This window comes from Plantactinospora sp. BC1 (assembly GCF_003030345.1).
GTDB lineage: Bacteria > Actinomycetota > Actinomycetes > Mycobacteriales > Micromonosporaceae > Plantactinospora.
In genome coordinates, this window is sequence record NZ_CP028158.1 from 866,527 (window position 1) to 885,294 (window position 18,768).

The following is an 18,768-nucleotide window of genomic DNA, read 5'->3' on the forward strand; positions in this document are numbered from 1 at the left end:
TCGTAACCTTCGGAGGCCCCGATGGGACAGCTCCCGATCCGGTACATCCGGGTCGCCGACACCGCCCGGATCACGCCACGGATGGCCCGGATCACCTTCACCGGCGACGACCTCGCCGACCTCCACCTCGCCGGCCCCGACCAGCAGGTGAAGCTCTACTTCCCCAGACCCGGACAGCGCCGCCCCCGGCTGCCGGACCCCGACCCCGACCTCTGGCGCTGGTACGCCGGCTTCGCCGACATCCCCGCACCCGAGCGCCCCTGGACCCGCAGCTACACCATCCGGGCCCACCACCCGCACGGCAACCTCATCGACATCGACTTCACCCTGCACGAGCACGCCGGACCCGCCACCCGATGGGCCGCCTGCGCCACCCCCGGCGACACCCTCGGCATGTTCGGCCCGTCCCCGGTCTTCGCCCGCCCCCTCCCGATCGGCAGCACCGACTGGATGCTGCTCGCCTGCGACGAGTCGGCGCTCCCGGCGCTCGGCACCATCGTCGAGGCACTCCCCGCCGGCACCCGCGCACACGCCTTCGTCGAGATCCCCGACCGGGCCGAGGAGCAGCACCTCGACACCCCGGCCGACCTCACCCTGCACTGGCTGCACCGCGACGACCCGCCCAGCGCACACGGCAGCCGCCTGCTCGACGCCGTACGCGCGGCGACCTTCCCGGCCGGTTCCGTGCTCGCCTGGCTGGCCGGCGAAGCCGGCACCGTACGCGCCCTGCGCCGACACCTCGTCGACGACCGGGGCCTGCCGAAACGGTCGATCGACTTCACCGGCTACTGGCGACGGAACCTGACCCAGGACGACGACCCGACCGAGGAGGACCTCGCCGAGGCACGCGAACGCCTCGCCGACACCGAGACCGACGCCGCCACCACCGCTACCGACGCCGCTACCGCCACCGTGACCGGCTGAACCACCGGCCGCCGGACCCGGGCCGTCGCACGCGGTGACGCCCGCCCACCCCGAACCGATCAGGATTCAAGAAGCGCGGCCCCCGACGCCGCTCGTACCGTGGCCCTCGGATGCGTCAGCAATAGACGGATGCGTCAGCAGAAACGCAAAAAGGGGACAAGAGATGAAAGCGCATGTGAGCTCGATCCTGCTCGCCGTCCGGGACATGGAGCGGTCCAAGCGCTTCTACACGGAAGGTCTCGGCTGGAAGATCGAGCAGGACTACGGCGTCTCGGTCTTCTTCGCCCCGGACGGCGGCTCGCCCGTCGGCTTCTACGGCCGCGACGGCCTGGCCGAGCAGGTGGGGACCAGCCCGGAGGGCAGCGGCTTCAGCGGACTGGTTCTCACCTACGTGGTCCGTACCGAGACCCGGATCGACGAGATCATGGCGGAGGCGGAGAAGGCCGGCGCCACCATCCTCAAGCCCGCCGGCCCGCTGCCGTGGGGCGGATACGGCGGCTCCTTCGCCGACCCGGACGGCTACGTCTGGAGCCTCGGGTACAGCGCGCTGGGGGAGAACCAGCCCTACGCGGAGTAGCCGCCGACCGGAGCGGGGTGCGGTTCACCTCGCACCGCACCCCGGCCCGGTGACGTCCCGACCGCCCCGAGGAACCGGTTGACGTCCAGACCGCCCCGAGGACCCCGGAAGGCGGCTCCCCGGGGCAGCCCGTGGCGGGTCAGCCCAGGTCGACCAGCGGATACAGCGGATAGTCCGCCAGCAGATCGGCGGCCTGCCCGGCCACCCGCCGCGCCACCGCCCCGTCCAGCACGTACCGCGCCTTGGACGGGGCACCGTCCGGCCCGACCCCCGGCCGGGTCGCCGACAACACCGTGTGCAGCAGCCCCGCCACCTCGTCCATCTCCGCCACCCCGAGCCCTCGGGTCGTCAACGCGGGCGTGCCGAGCCGGACACCCGAGGTGTACCAGGCACCGTTCGGATCCCGGGGCACCGAGTTCCGGTTCGTCACGATGCCGGCGTCCAACAGCGCCGCCTCCGCCTGCCGCCCCGTCAGCCCGTACCCCGACACGTCCACCAGCAGCAGATGGTTGTCCGTACCCCCGGTTACCAGCCGCGCCCCCCGACGCAACAGCCCCTCCGCCAACGCGACCGCGTTCTGCACCACCCGGCCCGCGTACGCCGCGAACTCCGGCCGCCGCGCCTCCGCCAACGCGACCGCCTTACCGGCGATCACATGCGGCAACGGACCGCCGAGCACCAACGGACAACCCCGGTCCACCTGGTCGGCCAACTCCGGACCACACAACACCATGCCGCCGCGCGGACCCCGCAACGACTTGTGCGTCGTCGTCGTCACCAGATGCGCGTACGGCACCGGATCGAAGTCACCGACCAACACCTTCCCGGCGACCAGCCCGGCGAAGTGCGCCATGTCGACCAGCAGCGTCGCACCGACCTCGTCGGCGATCTCCCGCATCAGCCGGAAGTTCACCCGCCGCGGATACGCCGAATAGCCGGCCATCAGGATCAGCGGCCGGAACTCCCGGGCGATCCGGCGCACCTCGTCGTAGTCCAGCAACCCCGTCTCCGGATCGGTACCGTAACTACGCTGGTCGAACATCTTGCCGGAGATGTTCGGCCGGAAACCGTGGGTCAGGTGCCCGCCCGCGTCCAACGACATGCCCAACATCCGCTGGTCACCCAACTCGCGGCGCAACACCGCCCAGTCCGCCTCGGACAGCTCGTTCACGTGCCGCACGCCGGCCCGGCGCAACGCCGGCGACTCCACCCGGTCCGCCAGCACCGCCCAGAACGCCACCAGGTTCGCGTCGATCCCCGAATGCGGCTGCACATAGGCGTGCGCGGCCCCGAACAACTCCCGGGCATGCTCCGCCGCCACCGACTCCACCGTGTCGACGTTGCGGCAACCGGCGTAGAAGCGGCGGCCGACCATGCCCTCCGCGTACTTGTCGCTGAACCAGTTACCCATCGCCAGCAGCACCGCCGGGGACGCGTAGTTCTCCGAAGCGATCAACTTCAACGACTCACGCTGGTCGGCCAGTTCCGCACCGATCGCGTCCGCGACGCGGGGCTCGACCGCACGCACCACGTCCAACGCCGCGCGAAACGCGACGGACTCGGTGGAACTCGTGCCGACCGGAAAGACCTGATTGGCCATGGCAGCCTCCTGGGCGAAGAAAATCGGCCCAGGCGCACGGCACACGTCACTCGACGGGACCGCTTCCCGATGGTTGACCCCATCCCAGCACGCCAGTCACGGTCCGGGCCGAGCCTACCAACCCGACCGGCCCGGACGGCGAAGGATCAACCCGCGTCGCGCAACTCCGCCAACCGCGCCTCGATCTCCGCCAACTCGGCCCGCAACTTCTCCGCCTGCTGCTCGGCCTCCCGCCGCTCCACCGCCATGATCTGCTCCACCGCCTCGTGCACCCCGGGAACATCGATCAACGCCACCATCTTCAACGCCTCGGCCGGCTTGATCACGTACGGCTTCGCCAGCGACTTCGCGCCCTGCGTCGCCGCCAGCGTCCACTCGCCGTCCGCGTACGTCAGGGTGACCGTCAACCCCGCCGGACCCTTCGGCTTCGCCGCCTTCGTCGCCCGCCGGGCCGGCTTCGCCTCACCCTCGCCGTCCGCCGGACGGGCCGGGGGAGTGTCCACTGCGGTCACTGTTGCCTCCTCGCGGGGCGCCGGAACCGGCTCCCTGACAATCTTGAACTCTGGTTCGGGGACCGGCTCCGGCTCCGGTTCCGGCTTCACCGGCGCCCGCCGCGTCGCACCCTTCGGCGCGACAGCCAGATCACCGGGGGAGAAGGGCAGCTCGTCCCGACCGAACCGGACCACCACCCACTCCTCGGAGACCTCCGGATCGGTCAACTCCACCACCTGACCGAGCTGACCGGCAATCTGCCCCGCCGCCTCGGTGAACATCACCTTCGGCTTCCGGCCCGCCGCCAACGCGTCCCTGATCTGCTGCAACTCCTCGGTGGACAACCCCTGTTGAGCGGTACGCGCGGCAGCCATCGGATCCCTCTTCCGTACACCTGTTTGATTCATGACTTACTACCAGGCCCACCCGACAACGTCGAGACGGACACACCGTTCCGAGATCAACAAAACCAGAGCCCGGGACACGATCCGCCCCGACCGACCCGCCGCACCGACACCTGGCAGGATCGCCAGCTACCGGACCCGCGCGAACGATCCGCGACGAGCCCCGGCCCGGACCCGGCGGCCGGGGGCTGCGACAACCGAGGGGAGAGGCCCATGACTCCGCTGACGGTGGTGACCGGCGGCGGCCGCGGAATCGGCGCCGCGACCGTACGACAACTCGCCGCCGCCGGACACGACGTCGTCTTCTGCTACCGGCGCGACGCCGACGCCGCCGACGCCGTACTCCGCGACGTCACCGCCGCCGGACGCCGGGGCCTGGCCGTCCGCGCCGACACCACCGACCCCGACCAGGTGGTACGACTCTTCGACGAGGCCGCGAAACTCGGCGAACCCACCGGCCTGGTCAACAACGCCGGCGTGACCAGCCCGATCGGCCCGTTCGAAGAACTGACCGTCACCGACCTGCGCCGCGTCGTCGACGTCAACCTCATCGGCTACATCCTCTGCGCCCAGCAGGCCGCCCGCCGGTTCCCGTCCGGCGCGGCGATCGTCAACGTCTCCTCGGCCGCCGCCACCCTCGGCAGCCCCGGCGAATACGTGCACTACGCCGCCGTCAAGGCCGCCACCGACACCCTCACCGTCGGACTCGCCAAGGAACTCGCCCCCCGGGGAATCCGGGTCAACGCCGTCTCACCCGGCACCATCGACACCGAGATCCACATCATCTCCGGGGTACCCGACCGGGCCCAGCGGGTCGCCGGCCGGATACCACTCGGCCGCGCCGGCCGGGCCGACGAGGTCGCCGCCGCGATCGTCTGGCTGCTCGGCGACGGCGCCTCCTACACCACCGGCGCGGTACTCCGGGTCGCCGGCGGCATGTGACACCCCGCCGGGTGGCACCAGCCACGGCCTCCCCGCCGGGCGGCACCCGCCCCACGGGGCAGGGCCGGCACGCCAGGGAGGGGCGGCTAGGCAATTTCGGCAGGTCGTGGCAGCATCTCGCAGGTGAGCAGCACACTCGCCGAGGAGCAACGCCTGCGCGACCTCGTCCGGCTGCGCCGGGTCCGGGACCGGATCGACCGGGAGTACGCGCAGCCGCTCGACGTCGAAGCGCTCGCCCGTGGCGTGAACATGTCCGCCGGCCACCTCAGCCGCCAGTTCCGAGCCGCCTACGGTGAGTCACCATACTCGTACCTGATGACCCGGCGCATCGAACGCGCCATGGCACTGCTGCGGCGCGGCGACCTCAGCGTCACCGAAGTCTGTTTCGCGGTCGGATGCTCCTCACTGGGCACCTTCAGCACCCGCTTCACCGAACTGGTCGGCGTACCGCCGAGCACCTACCGGGCCCAGACCGCCCAGTCGACAGCGGAGATGCCACCCTGCATCACCAAACAGGTGACCAGACCGATCAGGAATCGAGAAGCGCGGGCCGACGAGCCGCAACTAGCGTGACGGCCATGGACATCAACATTCACGCCGCCTTCCTCCCGCACACCGACCCGGACGCCGCCCTCGCCTTCTACCGCGACACCCTCGGCTTCGAGGTCCGCAACGACGTCGGATACGCCGGAATGCGCTGGATCACCGTCGGTCCCGCCAAGCAGCCGGAAACCTCCATCGTCCTGCACCCGCCGGCCGCCGACCCCGGCATCACCGACGACGAGCGCCGGACCATCCTCGAACTGATCGCCAAGGGCACCTACACCGCCATCACCCTGGCCACCCACGACCTCGACGGCGTCTTCGACCGGCTACAGGCCAGCGGCGCCGACGTCGTCCAGGAGCCGACCGACCAGCCGTACGGCATCCGCGACTGCGCCTTCCGCGACCCCGCCGGCAACCTGATCCGGATCAACCAGCTCGGCTGACCCGCCCGGCACCCGAAACCACATGGTCCCCGCGAAGGCGACCCCAACCGGAAGATGGAGACACGACAAGCATGGCCACGAGCACGGACACCGGGTCCCCGGCGCCGCACGCCGCCGACAGCCACGACCTGATCCGGGTACACGGCGCCCGCGAGAACAACCTCAAGGACGTCAGCGTCGAGATCCCGAAGCGCCGGCTGACGGTCTTCACCGGCGTCTCCGGCTCGGGCAAGAGCTCGCTGGTGTTCGGCACGATCGCCGCCGAGTCGCAGCGGATGATCAACGAGACCTACAGCACCTTCGTACAGGGCTTCATGCCGACCCTGGCCCGCCCGGAGGTCGACGTACTCGACGGCCTGACCACCGCGATCATCGTCGACCAGGAGCGGATGGGCGCCGACCCCCGCTCCACGGTCGGCACCGCCACCGACGCCAACGCGATGCTGCGGATCCTCTTCAGCCGACTGGGCGAGCCGCACATCGGCCCACCCAGCGCCTTCTCCTTCAACGTCGCCTCCGTCCGGGCCGCCGGCGCGATCACGATCGCCGGCAAGACCAGCAAGGCAACCTACAACCGTACCGGCGGCATGTGCCCGCGCTGCGAAGGCCGCGGCCGGATCTCCGACATCGACCTCACCCAGCTCTACGACGACTCCAAGTCGATCGCCGAAGGCGCGTTCACCATCCCCGGCTGGAAGTCGGACAGCTGGTGGACCGTGCGCACCTACGCCGAATCCGGCTTCCTCGACCCGAACAAGCCGATCCGCGAGTTCACCAAGCAGGAGATGCGCGACTTCCTCTACCGGGAACCGACCAAGGTGAAGGTCGAGGGCGCCAACCTCACCTACGAGGGACTGATCCCCAAGATCCAAAAGTCGTTCCTGTCCAAGGACCGCGAGGCGATGCAACCGCACATCCGGGCATTCGTCGACCGCGCCGTCACCTTCACCACCTGCCCCGACTGCGGCGGTACCCGCCTCAGCGAGGGAGCCCGATCCTCCCGGATCAAGGGCGTCAACATCGCCGAAGCCTGCGCCATGCAGATCAGCGACCTCGCCGAATGGGTCCGCGAACTCGACGAACCATCGGTGGCACCCCTGCTCGCCTCGCTGGGCCAGACCCTCGACTCCTTCGTCGAGATCGGGCTCGGCTACCTCTCCCTCGACCGCCCCTCGGGCACCCTCTCCGGCGGCGAGGCACAACGCACCAAGATGATCCGCCACCTCGGCTCCTCGCTCACCGACGTCACCTACGTCTTCGACGAACCCACCATCGGGCTGCACCCACACGACGTACAGCGGATGAACGACCTCCTGCTCCGACTCCGGGACAAGGGCAACACCGTACTCGTCGTCGAACACAAACCCGAGACGATCGCCATCGCCGACCACGTCGTCGACCTCGGCCCCGGCGCCGGTACGGCCGGCGGCACCGTCTGCTTCGAAGGCACCGTCGAAGGACTGCGCGCCAGCGGCACCATCACCGGTCGACACCTCGGCGACCGGGCCGCCCTCAAGAAGACCGTACGCAAACCCACCGGCACGCTCGAAATCCGCGGCGCGACCGCCAACAACCTCCGCGACGTCGACGTCGACATCCCACTCGGAGTACTCGTCGTCGTCACCGGCGTCGCCGGCTCCGGCAAGAGCTCCCTCGTACACGGGTCGATCCCGGCCGGCGCCGGCGTGGTCTCGATCGACCAGGGCGGGATCCGCGGCTCACGCCGAAGCAACCCGGCCACCTACACCGGACTGCTCGAGCCCATCCGCAAGGCGTTCGCCAAGGCCAACGGCGTGAAACCGGCACTGTTCAGCGCCAACTCCGAAGGCGCCTGCCCCACCTGCAACGGCGCCGGCGTCATCTACACCGACCTGGCGATGATGGCCAGCGTCGCCACCACCTGCGAGGACTGCGAGGGAAAGCGCTTCGAGGCATCCGTACTGGAATACCGCCTCGGCGGCCGCGACATCAGCCAGGTGCTCGCGATGTCCGTCACCGAGGCCGAGGAGTTCTTCGGCACCGGCGAGGGACGCACCCCGGCCGCACACGCCATCCTGCGCCGCCTCGCCGACGTCGGGCTCGGCTATCTCAGCCTCGGCCAGCCGCTCACCACCCTCTCCGGCGGTGAACGGCAGCGCCTCAAGCTGGCCACCCACATGGCCGAGAAGGGCGGCGTCTACGTCCTCGACGAGCCGACCGCCGGACTGCACCTCGCCGACGTCGAACAGCTCCTCGGCCTGCTCGACCGGCTCGTCGACTCCGGCAAGTCGGTCATCGTCGTCGAGCACCACCAGGCGGTGATGGCGCACGCCGACTGGATCATCGATCTCGGCCCCGGAGCCGGGCACGACGGCGGCACGATCGTCTTCGAGGGCACGCCCGCCGACCTCGTCGCCGCCCGATCCACCCTCACCGGCGAGCACCTGGCCGCGTACGTCGGCCACGGCGACGCGCAGACCGGCACGAGGGACTGAGGCAGAACTCCACTCACCTACCTCGTCTCGCCGGCCGCAGCAGACAGCGCGACTGACGATGGTCCGTGCTGGCGTTCTCGGACGCCAGCACGGACGCGGAACATCTCGGGAGAACCCTCCCGTCAACAGCGTTCCTGGAAGTCGATGATCACCGGGACGGTCTGCGTCACCCGTCCGTCCGACGCCCAGAGCACCGAGTGGTACCGCCCGACCGGGGTCGACGCGACGCTGAACGGGGCGGCGCTGAGCACCCGACCGCGGTCGCTCGACCCGGGCGGGATGAATCCGTTCGGAGTGGGAGCAGCGCCGGGGGGCAGGTTCGCCACCCCGGACGTGATCGGGGTCGACCAGGTTCCGTTGATCGAGACCAGGAAGTACAGACCTGCCCTGGCGAAGTCGGACGGGGTGCAGATTCGCTGCGGTCGGTTGGGGTCGTAGTCGACGAGTTCCCAGGTCGCCGAGACGGTCGAGCCCGTGGTCGACGGGGAGGTCGCCGCGGCGGCGGGTGAGCCGCCGGTCAGTGCCAGCGCCAGTACTGCTGCCACGCCGATCACGAGCCTGAGCACACTACGGGTGGGTCTCACGAACAGCTCCCTCGGTCGTTGCCGATCCGGGCGACTCGGTGCCGCCCATCCGCAAGTATCGATGGATGGATGATTGCGTTGTCAAGCAAGTAGCCTCGGGTGGAGATCGATGCACCTGAGGCAGGGGAGCGGCGCATGGGCGCGGTCTACGGCGAAGCCCGGGCGATCAGCCGGATGGAGCCGCCCGAGAGCGGCGTCGATCGCGGGGCAAGGTCGTTCCTCGCGTACACACGGGAGCCATGACGAAGGGACGAGCACCAACCTCGGCACCACCGTGTCCGGGACAAAGATCCCGGACGACTTGAGATGGTGAGAGGCGCAAGGGGCGGGAGTCGAACCCGGAAATTCTGTAGGTCGATAATGTACATTATGTCAACTAGTCGTTATCGGGGCGGCCCCCCGTCGGGCGCGGGCCGGAACGACGGAGGTTTGTGACCTGGCGCCGCGACACCGGCTGGACGACGCGACGACGCTACGTCGGGCGGCGGGGCGTTCTGTGGCGACGGATCGCCCGCGGTTTCGGGCAGCCTGGTCCGGAGCGGTTCCACCCCGCGTCGGTCGACCTCCGCGCCTCAGCGGTACGTATATCTACGGCCGGCCGGCCGAGCCCCCGATGGCGAGACTGTCGCGTTGCGGCTGGTCGGTTGCTGGAGCGACCGGCGTCGTGCGATCTCGGTTGAGGCGCTGTGCGGTCCTCCGGCGACGAGACCGCAGCCACGGCTCGGCCAGCCCCGAGGTGCCTGCCCTGGGGCTGGCCGACTGCTTCTCGTTCGCCCCTTCCCCGCCTCGGGGCGGTCGCCGCTGGTCGGCTATTGGAGACCACTTGCAAGATCACTTGGACTGGCCGAGTACTCCCCAATCATGCATAATATTCGTTATGCAGGACAAAGAGGACTTTCTGCTACTCCCCCTCGTTGAGCAGTTCCTGACGTCCCGGGCCACCCGTAAGCCCTCCCCGCACACGCTGGCGGCGTACCGTCGGGATCTGCTGGCGGTCGCCCGGCTGGTCGCCGACGACCAGCCCGGCACTCCCCTCCCCCTGGCGGCACTGCCGATCCGCGCCCTGACCACCCGCTCCATCCGGGCGGCCTTTGCCCGCTTCGCCGCTCCCCGGGCCGCCGCCTCGATCTACCGGGCCTGGTCCACCTGGAACGGCTTCTTCGACTTCCTGGTCGCCGAGCAGGTGGTGGCCGGCAATCCGATGCCCGCCGTGGACAAGCCCCGGGTCCCCCCTGCCCCACCGAAGCCGCTGCGCGGCGAGCGTACGCCGGAGCAGTTGCTGGCCGGGGTGGTCGAATCGGACCGGCGGCAGCGTGATCCGTGGCCGGAGCGGGACCTCGCGGTGCTGGCCCTGGCGCTCTGCGCGGGGCTGCGCCTGGCCGAGTTGCTGGCCCTGCGCACGGGTTCGCTGGTCGGCCGGGACGGTGAGCGCCGGGTCGAGGTGATCGGCAAGGGCAGCCGGTCCCGGTTGATTCCGGTGGAGCCGGAGCTCGACCGGGTGATCGTGGACTATCTGGAGAGTCGGCGTCGCCGCTTCGGCTCCCGTACGGTCGGGCCGGACTCGGCGCTGCTGGTCGACCGGGAGGGTAAGCCGCTGCGTCGGGGTGGCCTGCAATATCTGGTGGAGTCCTGTTACCGGCGGGCGGGGATCACCGACCGGGTGCCGCCGGGTGCGCGGCTGCACGCGTTGCGGCACACCTTCGCGACCAGGTTGGCGGAGGACGGGGCGAGTGCTCCGGAGATCATGCGGCTGTTGGGGCACGCGAGTCTGGCGACGAGTCAGAACTATATCGAGGTGACCGGCGAGCAGGAGCGGGCGGCGGTGCGGGCGAACCGTACCAACCGGTCGCTGGGTCGGTTGTTGTCGCAGCGGTCGGTCGCGGACGGGGCCGGTTAGCGGGGTGTGGCGGTGCGCAGGCCGGCGACGTCGAGTACCAGGGTGCGGCGGTCGGTGGTGACGACTCCGACCAGGTTGTCGGCGATCACCACCTGCTCGGGGGCCTTGCCGCCGACGGCGAGCCGGTCGGTGCCCTCGCCGAGGGTGGTGTCCGCCACCTGGAGGTGCCAGCGTGGTGGTGAGCCGGCGACGGAGCCGAGGACGAGTCGTCCACCGGCGGCCGCCTCCAGGCTGGCGAGTTCGGGGAGTTCGCGTTGGGCTTGTCCGCTGGTGCCGCTGATCAGCCGGGGGTGGCTGAGCGAGTCGAAGGTGCCTCGGCCGGTGACCAGGGTGTCGTCGTGGGCGTACCAGTTCTGGTCGGAGTGTTCGGCCTGGGCGGTCCAGCCGGGTTTGCCGCTGCGGGTGTCGAGGGCGACGACGCGGTGTTCGGCGCCGTTGGTGATGGCGGCGCAGACGCGGGTGGCGGCGCAGGGTTTGATCCGTTCGACGATGTCACCGGCGGCGAGCGGCATCTTCCAACGCAGTCGCAGGCCGGGTACGTCGTAGGCGGCGAGGACGTGGTCGTTGCCGGTGGTCTTGCCGATCACCGCGTTGTCGTAGCCGGTCCAGAGGTCGGGTTCGAGGGGTAGTTTGCCGCTTCCCCGGACCTTTCCGGTGGTGGCGTCGAGGACGTAGCCGCGGTCGTTGGCGGAGTCGAGTTCGACGATGGTGTTGGTGGCGCCGGGCGCGTCGTGGTAGCTGCCGGCGACGGCTGGTAGGAGGCCGGGGGCGGGTGTGCCGGGGGCGGGCCACTGCCGTACCGGTTCGGCGCGGTGTTCGTCGGAGCTGAGCGCGTCGGGTTCGCCGGACTTGCTCCACACCTGGCGGCCGGTGCGGAGGTTGACGCGGCTGATCGCGAGGTCGTCGGAGCCGCCGAGGGTCTCGATGACGGCGTCGGTGCCGTAGTAGGCGACGTCGACGCGGTCGGGCCAGGTGCGTTGCCAGAGCAGCCGGCCGTCTTTGCCGGAGAGTACGGCGCGGACGTCCTGGCCGCCGTTGGTGACGGAGTTCTCGCCGTCGACGACGATCAGGTCCTGGACGGCGGTGAGGCGCAGGTCGGTGGGTTCGATCGGCAGTGTGGCCGTCCAGCGGGGTGGGCCGGCGGTGGCGGTCAGGGCCACCACTTCGGTGCTGCGGTTGCCGGCGACGGCGGAGATGACGTCGGCGCCGTGCACGGTGACGGCGGCGGCGCCTTTGCGGGTGCTCTGGTAGGTGTTGACCTGGTCGAGGGTTCCGGCGGGTGTGGGGCCGTCGTCGAGTACGCCGAGGTTGCCGAGCTGGTTGGTCAGCCATTCGCCGCCGATGACGACGGTGCCGACGCAGCCGGCGACGGCGAGGAAGGCGGTGGCGGTGACCAGGAGGCGGCGGATCCGTCGGCGGCGTGGGTCGACGGGGTGTGTGCGGGGGCCGGCGGGTCGGGGTGCGGCGGCGGCTGTCGGGGCGGGTGGCTGTGGGTGTCGCCCGGCGGCGGGGCCGGACATCGGTGGCGGCGGTGGCCCGGGTGGCGGTGGGACGGCACCGAAGCCGGCGGCTGCGGGCGGGTAGCCGGGTGGGCTTGGGTATCCGGGTGGGTTGCTGGTGGGGGTGGCCGGCTGTCGCGGCTCGGGTCCGGTGTGGTGGACGGCTCCGTAGGCGACCGGGAGTTCGGGTTGTTCGGGGACGGTGGGGGCGATGCCGAGCCGGGCGTGCAGGCGGCTGGCGACCAGGGGTAGCCGGCTGGATCCGCCGACGAGCAGCAGGCTGTTGAGGTGTCGGGCTTCGATGCCGGCCCGGTCGAGGGTGCGGCGGGTCTCGTCGACGGCGCGGGCGACGAGTGGTCCGGCGATCCGGTCGAGTTCGTCGCGGGTGAGGTGCAGCGGGTCGTCGCGGCCGGGGACCTGGACGGGCGCGGTGGCGGTGCGGGAGAGCATTTCCTTGGCGGCGCGGACCTCGGTCCAGAATGTCTGCCGGTCGCGGCGTTCGGTGGGGGTTTCGGGTTGGCGTAGTCGCCGCCACTGTTCGGGGTCGCGGAGTTCGACGAGTTGGCCGAGGTGGGCGACGAGGGCGTCGTCGATGTCGAGGCCGCCGAGGTCGTCGAGGCCGCCGGTGGCGAGGACGCGCAGGCCGGTGGGGTCGCGGCGGACGACGGCGACGTCGAGGGTGCCGCCGCCGAAGTCGAAGATGCCGAGGGTGCCGCCGACGGGGATCTGCTGGTGGAGGATCTGGGCGCAGTAGGTGGCGGCGGCGACGGGTTCGTCGAGGAGTCGGACGGTGCCGAGGCCGGCGTTGGCGGCGGCGGTGCGCAGCAGGGTACGGCGGGGTTGGCCCCAGTCGGCCGGGCAGGTGAGGACGGTGGCGCCGCCGGGGTCGACGCCGGCGGTACGGGCTTCGTCGGCGACCCGGCGCAGGGTGGCGGTGAGGAGTCGTTCGACGGGTACCTCGTCGGTGCCGAGCAGCAGGGTGCCGTCGTCGATGCGGCGTTTCGGGTGTGGTTCGTAGCGTTGCGGGTCGGTGCTGCCGAGCCGGACGGCGTCGCGTCCGGTGTGCACGGTGCCGTCGGGGGTGAGGTGGCCGGCGGAGGCGAGTAGCGGGGTGCCGTCGAAGAGGAGCGTTCGGGCGGGTTGGTGGTGGTCGCGGCGGACGACGGCGACGGTGTGGGTGGTGCCGAGGTCTATGGCGAGCCGGACCGGCTGGTCCACCGATGTCACCTCCGGGTGCGGCGGGCGCGCCGGGGGTGGGTGCGCCGCGTGCGGATGCTACTTCGCGTGGTGTGGGTGGGCGGCGGGGGTGTCGCCGGTTCGGGTTGTGCGGGGTCCTGGATCGGACTGTCGGCGGGACAACGATCGGGCTGTCAGGCTGTCAGGCTGTCGGTTGGAGGACTTGGCCGTCCTCCGGGACGGTGGGGCCGGCGGCTGCTAGTCGGGCTTCGTTGGCCTGGTCAGCGGCGGCTAGGCTTCGGCGCATGCCGAGGTGGCGGGTGCAGGGTCGGGCGGCGGACGTCGCCCTGGTGCTCGTGGTCGCTCTGGTCGGCCTCGGTGGGCTGGTGGTGCAGTCGGCCGGGGTCGACAGCGCCGCGGAGTGGGTGGCGCTGCTGGCGGTGCTGGTCTCCTCCGGCGCGTTGTACGTGCGGCGTCGCTATCCGGTACCGGTGGGTGTGGTGGCGCTGGTCGCCGTCGGCGGGTACGGGGCGTTGCTGCACCGGCCGGGTCCGATCATGCTGGTTTTCGTCGTGGCGCTCTACACCGTTGTCGACGAGGGGCGTCTCTGGGTCGCGGTCGGGCTCGGGGTCGCTTCGGTGGTCGCGTTCGCGGCGGCGGACAGCTATGGCCGGACGGCCGGTGGGGGGAACGGGGCGACGCTGCTGCACGCCGGTTGGCTGGTGGCGGTGATCGTCGGGGTGACCCGTAACCGGCGGGCCTATCTGGTGGAGGCGCGGGCCCGGGTGCTCGCGGCGGAGCAGGGCAAGGAGGAGGAGGCTCGCCGTCGGGCCACCGAGGAGCGGTTGCGTATCGCCCGGGAGTTGCATGACGTGCTCGGCCACCATCTCTCGCTGATCAACGTGCAGGCCAGTGCCGCGTTGCACCGCCCGGATCCGGGTCGGTCGGCCGAGGCGCTCGCCGCGATCAAGCAGGCGAGCAAGGAGATGTTGGGTGAGTTGCGTACGGCGTTGGGTGTTCTGCGGCAGGAGGACGAGGCGGTGACGGTGCCGGGTCTGGACCGGCTCGGCGAGCTGGTCCTGACGGCCGGGCGGTCCGGGTTGGAGGTCCGTACCGAGGTGGCGCGGCCTCGGGCGTTGCCGCCGGAGGTCGAGTTGGCGGCGTACCGGATCGTGCAGGAGGCGCTGACGAACGTGACCCGGCACGCGGGTGCGAGCGCCGCGGTGGTGCGGGTGCGGCGGGACGGTGACGACGTGCTGGTGGAGGTCGAGGACGACGGTACCGGCGGGCCGGGTGTGCCCGGTAACGGGATTGTCGGGATGGGTGAGCGGGCGCGGGCGTTGGGTGGTTCGTTGAGTGCGGGTCCTGGGCCGGGTGGTGGTTTCCGGGTGTCTGCCCGCCTGCCGTTGCGGGGCGGTGTGCTGTCGGCGGGGTCGGCTGGGCTGTCGCCGGAGTCGGGGGCCGTTTCGTGATCCGGTTGCTGCTCGCGGACGACCAGACCCTGGTGCGGGCCGGGTTTCGGTCCATTCTGGAGGGTGAGGAGGGCATCGAGGTGGTCGGTGAGGCCGCCGACGGTGCCGAGGCGGTGCGGCTGACCCGGCGGCTGCGGCCGGATGTCGTGCTGATGGACATCCGGATGCCAGGGCTGGATGGTCTGGCCGCGACCGGGGAGATTGCCGCGAGTTCGGATGCCCGGGTGATCATTTTGACGACGTTCGACCTGGACGACTACGTCTACGGGGCGTTGCGGGCCGGTGCGAGCGGTTTTCTGGTCAAGGACACCGAGCCGGCGGAGTTGATCCACGGGGTGCGGGTGGTGGCCCGTGGTGACGCGTTGATCGCGCCGTCGATCACGCGCCGGTTGATTTCCGAGTTCAGCGCCCGGGTCCGTCATCCTGATCCGGGGCCGAGGTTGCGCGCGTTGACCGAGCGGGAGCGGGAGGTGCTGGCGTTGGTCGCGGCCGGCCTCTCCAACGACGAGATCGCGGCGCGGCTGGTGTTGAGTCCGGCGACCGCGAAGACCCACGTCAGTCGGATCATGACGAAGACCCAGGTCCGGGACCGGGCCCAGTTGGTGATCCTGGCGTACGAGTCCGGGTTGACGGTTCCGGGCTGGCTCGGCCGCTCCTGACCTGGGCCGGCCGGCTGCCGGCGGCCGGTGCCGAGGGCGTGGTGGTGTCGACTCAACCAGGGTGGTGCGTCCCCGGGCGGGGACGCACCACCCGTTGTCAGGTCAGGGAAGGCTGTTCAGCGGGACGCTGTAGAGGACTCGTCCGCCGGGACCGGTCGGGTTGTCCCGGGACCACTCGGTCGTCGACCACACCTCGCCGGTCGAGTACCAGTACGTCACCGCCTCGGGGTGCAGTGACCAGCAGGTGGTTTTGACCTCGCCGTCGACTGTGCAGGTGCTGGATCGGCCGTTGCCGCCGCCGGGGGTGAATCCCCAGATCTGCCCGTAAAGGCTGAACGAGCTGTGCACCACGTACCAGCGGTTGTTGAACGAGAGCACGCCCTGCTGGTTTCCCACACCGCTGGCGTACGCCTCCGACGGGGTGGCCGAGGTCGGCAGCAGGTAGTCGGCGCCGAACGGATAGCGGATCAGCCGGCCGCGCTTGGTCTGGTCGCTGAAGTACTCGGCGGTGACCAGGCTGTCCGGGCTGGTGCTGCGGTCCAGCGACAGGGACGAGAAGCACGGTGTGCCGGTGTCGCTGTCCATGCTGCATGCGCCGCTGCTGTAGGTGTAGTAGCCGATCTGCGGCATGACGTACTTGTAGCCGTATGCGGCCCAGCCGCCGCTGACCTTGCCGATGTCGGACACGGTCGAGGTGGTTTGCAGGATGTGGCTCATGCTGAACACCCGTAGCGCCACGGTGCCGTTGCCGACGGCGTTGACGATCAGCTTGTCGCCGAACCAGATCATGCCGCCGATGTGTGTCTTGGCGGCGCTGAAGTCGCTGCCGGTGGAGTTCGGGTCGACCAGGTAGACCCACCGGTATTTCGGCGCGGCCGGGTTGGTGTAGTCGATGAACGCGACCCGGGCGTCGTTCCTGCGGGTGCCGCTGCCCCACGACCAACCGGACAGGATCGCCCGCTTGGCGCCCCAGGCCCCGTCGTCGTCGGCGTCCCCGGAACTGGTGATGCCCTGCGGTGACCAGTTGAGGTCGGTGGCGTCGGCGGTGTCGAAGCACCACTTGTTCGTCGCCACGGGTGCGATCGGCAGCGCGGCGAGTTCCTCGCTGTTGCAGGTGGTCATCGTCCGGTTGGCGTCGTCGAGCACGGTGGCCACCCCGACGTTGGGTAGCGCGTTGTCCAGCGCCTGGATGGCGGCGCTCGACTCGGCGTGCCAGGTCAGGCCCATGTTGGTTTTGCTGGTGGCCACCAGCGGGTCGGCGTATGCCGCGGCGGCGGGCGAGGTGGGCAGTACCACCGTCGCGATCGTGACGGTGACTGCCAGCGCGGTGCCGGCCCATTTCCGTCCAGCCATCGTGAACCCCCGTTCGTCAGGTGATGGGGGTCACCATAGTGGCGCCACGGACCCGTCGCCGTCCCGTAACTCCGAAGTGGACACTGTCGGTGGCCGGGCGACGACACCACCGCGGCGGTCGTCCGCGTCACCGCGTCGGGGGGCGCGGAGCCGAGGCACGGTGTCGCTGACCCGGCGCGGTGGCCGGGTCAGCGAGAGGGGTGGCTGTCGGGGTCAGCCGGTGTGGCGGGTGCGGTTCAGGGTCAGTCCGCCGAGGAGCATGCCGGTCGCTCCGAGGGCGAGGGCGACGATGGCTCCGCCGAGTCCGTTGCCGGTGCCGAGGCCGCCGTCGGAGGTGGCCACCACCACCGCGCCGATGAGGGCGCCGACCAGTCCCAGCGCGATGGCGGTCAGGGCGCCGCGCCGTGCGTTGCCGGTGCCGAGCCGTCCGGTGGAGCGGGCCCGGGCGAGTGCGCCGACGACGATGCCGACCAGCCCCAGCAGTCCGGCCACGATGGACCCGATCCGGCCGGGGCTCATCGTGGTGACGCTGGCGGCGACGGGCTGGCCGGTGACGTGCGCGGCGGCGGGTGCGGCGTGCCAGAGTGCCCCGAGCAGGGCGGCTGTGGCGGCGGCGGAGAGCTGGCGGACGGACATCGGTGGTTCCTTCCCTCGCACGACTGGTACCTGCCGGCAGCGTAGGTACCGGTCGGTCCCGGGTCGTCATGCCGGAGTTGCCGGTCGGGATACCACCCGGGTGGTACGTGCTCGGGACGCGGCGCCACCGGGGCGGTAGGTCGCCGGTTCCGGGGGCGGTTCGGGTGCGGGAGTGCGTTCCGGTGCGACAGTCGGTTGGGTGCGGGAGTCGGGTGGGCGTGCGGGAGCGGTTCGGGTGGGCGACGCGGAGCGCCTGCGGCGCCCGGGTGGTGTCAGGCGAGGTTGACGAGCTGTCAGGCGAGGTCGACGACGAGTGGCCGGTGGTCGGAGATGGTGGCGATCGGGGCGTCGACGGCGGTGACGGCGGGTAGCGGGTGTCCGTCGCGGGGGTCGGCGAGGATGTGGTCGAGCTGCACCCGGGGTTGCCGCGCCGGGTAGGTGGGGCGGTGGCCGAGGGAGCGCCAGCCGGAGACGAGGGTGGCGAGTCCGGCCGGCAGGTTGAGGTCGCCGAGCAGGATCCGGGGCGGTGGCAGGGTACGCAGGGCGCGGATGACCTGGCGTAGCTGCCGGAGGTTCCAGCCGGGTACGAAGGAGAGGTGGGTGGCGGCGGCGGTGATCGGCCCGTACGGGGTGTCGAGGATGGCGGCGAGGACGACCCGGGGTTCGTCGCGGAGCAGGATGATGCCGCCGCCGGGGCCGGGGTCGAGGACCGGGGAGCGTACGGGTGCCGAGGCGAGCCGGGTGACCTGCCAGGAGCGGACCGGGTAGCGGCTGACCAGGCCGATGCCGTAGAGGGGTTCGCCGTGGCCGTCGTCGTCGTGGGTCAGTGGCCGGAACCGTTCGCCGGGGGTGCCGACGACGGCGGCGGCGAACCGGTGTTCGGGGGCGTTCATCGCCCGGGCGGCGATGGCGGTCAGGTCGAGGTGGTTGCTGCGGGACTGGTCCCGGTCGACCTCCTGGAGGGCCAGGATGTCGGCGTCGAGGGTGGCGACGGCGGCGGCGAGCCGGTTCTCGTCGACGAGGCCGTCGTGCGGGGATCGGCCATGCAGCAGGTTGAAGGTTGCCAGGCGCACGTGCACACCTTACGGCG

16 protein-coding genes and 1 riboswitch are annotated in these 18,768 nt (G+C 71.0%); of the genes, 9 read left to right on the top strand and 7 right to left on the bottom strand.

Going from position 1 to position 18,768, the window contains the following annotated elements; genetic code table 11:
* Positions 1–21 precede the first annotated feature (21 nt).
* Positions 22–924, top strand: coding sequence for a siderophore-interacting protein (locus C6361_RS03645; protein WP_107266750.1), 903 nt, complete (start codon positions 22–24; stop codon positions 922–924).
* Between the two features lie 163 nt (positions 925–1,087).
* A complete protein-coding gene (locus tag C6361_RS03650; protein WP_107266751.1) occupies positions 1,088–1,501 on the top strand; it encodes a VOC family protein in 414 nt (137 codons plus the stop codon).
* A gap of 139 nt (positions 1,502–1,640) precedes the next feature.
* Here the strand turns inward: C6361_RS03650 and C6361_RS03655 are convergent, their stop codons facing one another.
* Together C6361_RS03655 and C6361_RS03660 are read right to left on the bottom strand one after the other, a co-directional pair.
* Positions 1,641–3,101: a glycine hydroxymethyltransferase gene (locus C6361_RS03655; RefSeq protein WP_107255795.1), complete on the bottom strand. Its 1,461-nt coding sequence runs from the start codon at positions 3,099–3,101 to the stop codon at positions 1,641–1,643.
* Between the two features lie 19 nt (positions 3,102–3,120).
* A riboswitch (ZMP/ZTP riboswitch) is annotated at positions 3,121–3,211 on the bottom strand.
* 36 nt (positions 3,212–3,247) lie between these two features.
* The gene (locus C6361_RS03660; protein WP_107255796.1) at positions 3,248–3,967 is read right to left on the bottom strand and encodes a hypothetical protein; all 720 of its coding nucleotides are present in this window, start codon (positions 3,965–3,967) and stop codon (positions 3,248–3,250) included.
* Between the two features lie 243 nt (positions 3,968–4,210).
* Between C6361_RS03660 and C6361_RS03665 the strand changes: the two genes are divergently transcribed.
* The 4 genes from C6361_RS03665 (at position 4,211) to C6361_RS03680 (ending at position 8,402) form a co-directional block, all read left to right on the top strand.
* Positions 4,211–4,939, top strand: a complete 729-nt coding sequence (locus C6361_RS03665) for an SDR family oxidoreductase (RefSeq protein WP_107255797.1) — start codon at positions 4,211–4,213, stop codon at positions 4,937–4,939.
* Positions 4,940–5,062: 123 nt separating this feature from the next.
* On the top strand, positions 5,063–5,512 hold the full coding sequence (locus C6361_RS03670; protein ID WP_107266752.1) for a helix-turn-helix transcriptional regulator: 450 nt from the start codon (positions 5,063–5,065) through the stop codon (positions 5,510–5,512).
* A gap of 5 nt (positions 5,513–5,517) precedes the next feature.
* The gene (locus tag C6361_RS03675; protein ID WP_107255799.1) at positions 5,518–5,928 is read left to right on the top strand and encodes a VOC family protein; all 411 of its coding nucleotides are present in this window, start codon (positions 5,518–5,520) and stop codon (positions 5,926–5,928) included.
* A 71-nt stretch (positions 5,929–5,999) separates the two neighbouring features.
* Positions 6,000–8,402, top strand: a complete 2,403-nt coding sequence (locus tag C6361_RS03680; protein WP_107266753.1) for an excinuclease ABC subunit UvrA — start codon at positions 6,000–6,002, stop codon at positions 8,400–8,402.
* 122 nt (positions 8,403–8,524) lie between these two features.
* On the opposite strand, the gene C6361_RS03685 is transcribed toward C6361_RS03680, so the two are convergent.
* Positions 8,525–8,986 carry a DUF5980 family protein gene (locus tag C6361_RS03685; RefSeq protein ID WP_159079156.1) on the bottom strand — a complete coding sequence of 154 codons (462 nt, stop codon included), beginning with the start codon at positions 8,984–8,986 and terminating at the stop codon, positions 8,525–8,527.
* An 877-nt stretch (positions 8,987–9,863) separates the two neighbouring features.
* Here C6361_RS03685 and C6361_RS03690 point away from each other — a divergent pair.
* Complete coding sequence (locus C6361_RS03690; RefSeq protein WP_107266755.1) at positions 9,864–10,883, top strand: tyrosine-type recombinase/integrase; 1,020 nt, start codon at positions 9,864–9,866, stop codon at positions 10,881–10,883.
* Here C6361_RS03690 and C6361_RS36820 read toward each other — a convergent pair.
* Complete coding sequence (locus tag C6361_RS36820; protein ID WP_159079157.1) at positions 10,880–13,600, bottom strand: Hsp70 family protein; 2,721 nt, start codon at positions 13,598–13,600, stop codon at positions 10,880–10,882. The genes C6361_RS03690 and C6361_RS36820 overlap by 4 nt on opposite strands.
* Positions 13,601–13,863: 263 nt before the next feature.
* Between C6361_RS36820 and C6361_RS03705 the strand changes: the two genes are divergently transcribed.
* Together C6361_RS03705 and C6361_RS03710 are read left to right on the top strand one after the other, a co-directional pair.
* Positions 13,864–15,030: a sensor histidine kinase gene (locus C6361_RS03705; RefSeq protein WP_107266757.1), complete on the top strand. Its 1,167-nt coding sequence runs from the start codon at positions 13,864–13,866 to the stop codon at positions 15,028–15,030.
* A complete protein-coding gene (locus C6361_RS03710; RefSeq protein WP_107255805.1) occupies positions 15,027–15,689 on the top strand; it encodes a response regulator transcription factor in 663 nt (220 codons plus the stop codon). Before C6361_RS03705 ends, C6361_RS03710 begins: the two co-directional genes overlap by 4 nt.
* 102 nt (positions 15,690–15,791) lie before the next feature.
* Here C6361_RS03710 and C6361_RS03715 read toward each other — a convergent pair whose 3' ends face one another.
* The 3 genes from C6361_RS03715 to C6361_RS03725 form a co-directional block, all read right to left on the bottom strand.
* Positions 15,792–17,042 carry a hypothetical protein gene (locus C6361_RS03715; protein ID WP_199853228.1) on the bottom strand — a complete coding sequence of 417 codons (1,251 nt, stop codon included), beginning with the start codon at positions 17,040–17,042 and terminating at the stop codon, positions 15,792–15,794.
* A gap of 213 nt (positions 17,043–17,255) precedes the next feature.
* Complete coding sequence (locus C6361_RS03720; protein ID WP_107266758.1) at positions 17,256–17,678, bottom strand: DUF6223 family protein; 423 nt, start codon at positions 17,676–17,678, stop codon at positions 17,256–17,258.
* 293 nt (positions 17,679–17,971) lie between these two features.
* Positions 17,972–18,751, bottom strand: a complete 780-nt coding sequence (locus tag C6361_RS03725; protein ID WP_107270709.1) for an endonuclease/exonuclease/phosphatase family protein — start codon at positions 18,749–18,751, stop codon at positions 17,972–17,974.
* Positions 18,752–18,768 lie beyond the last annotated feature (17 nt).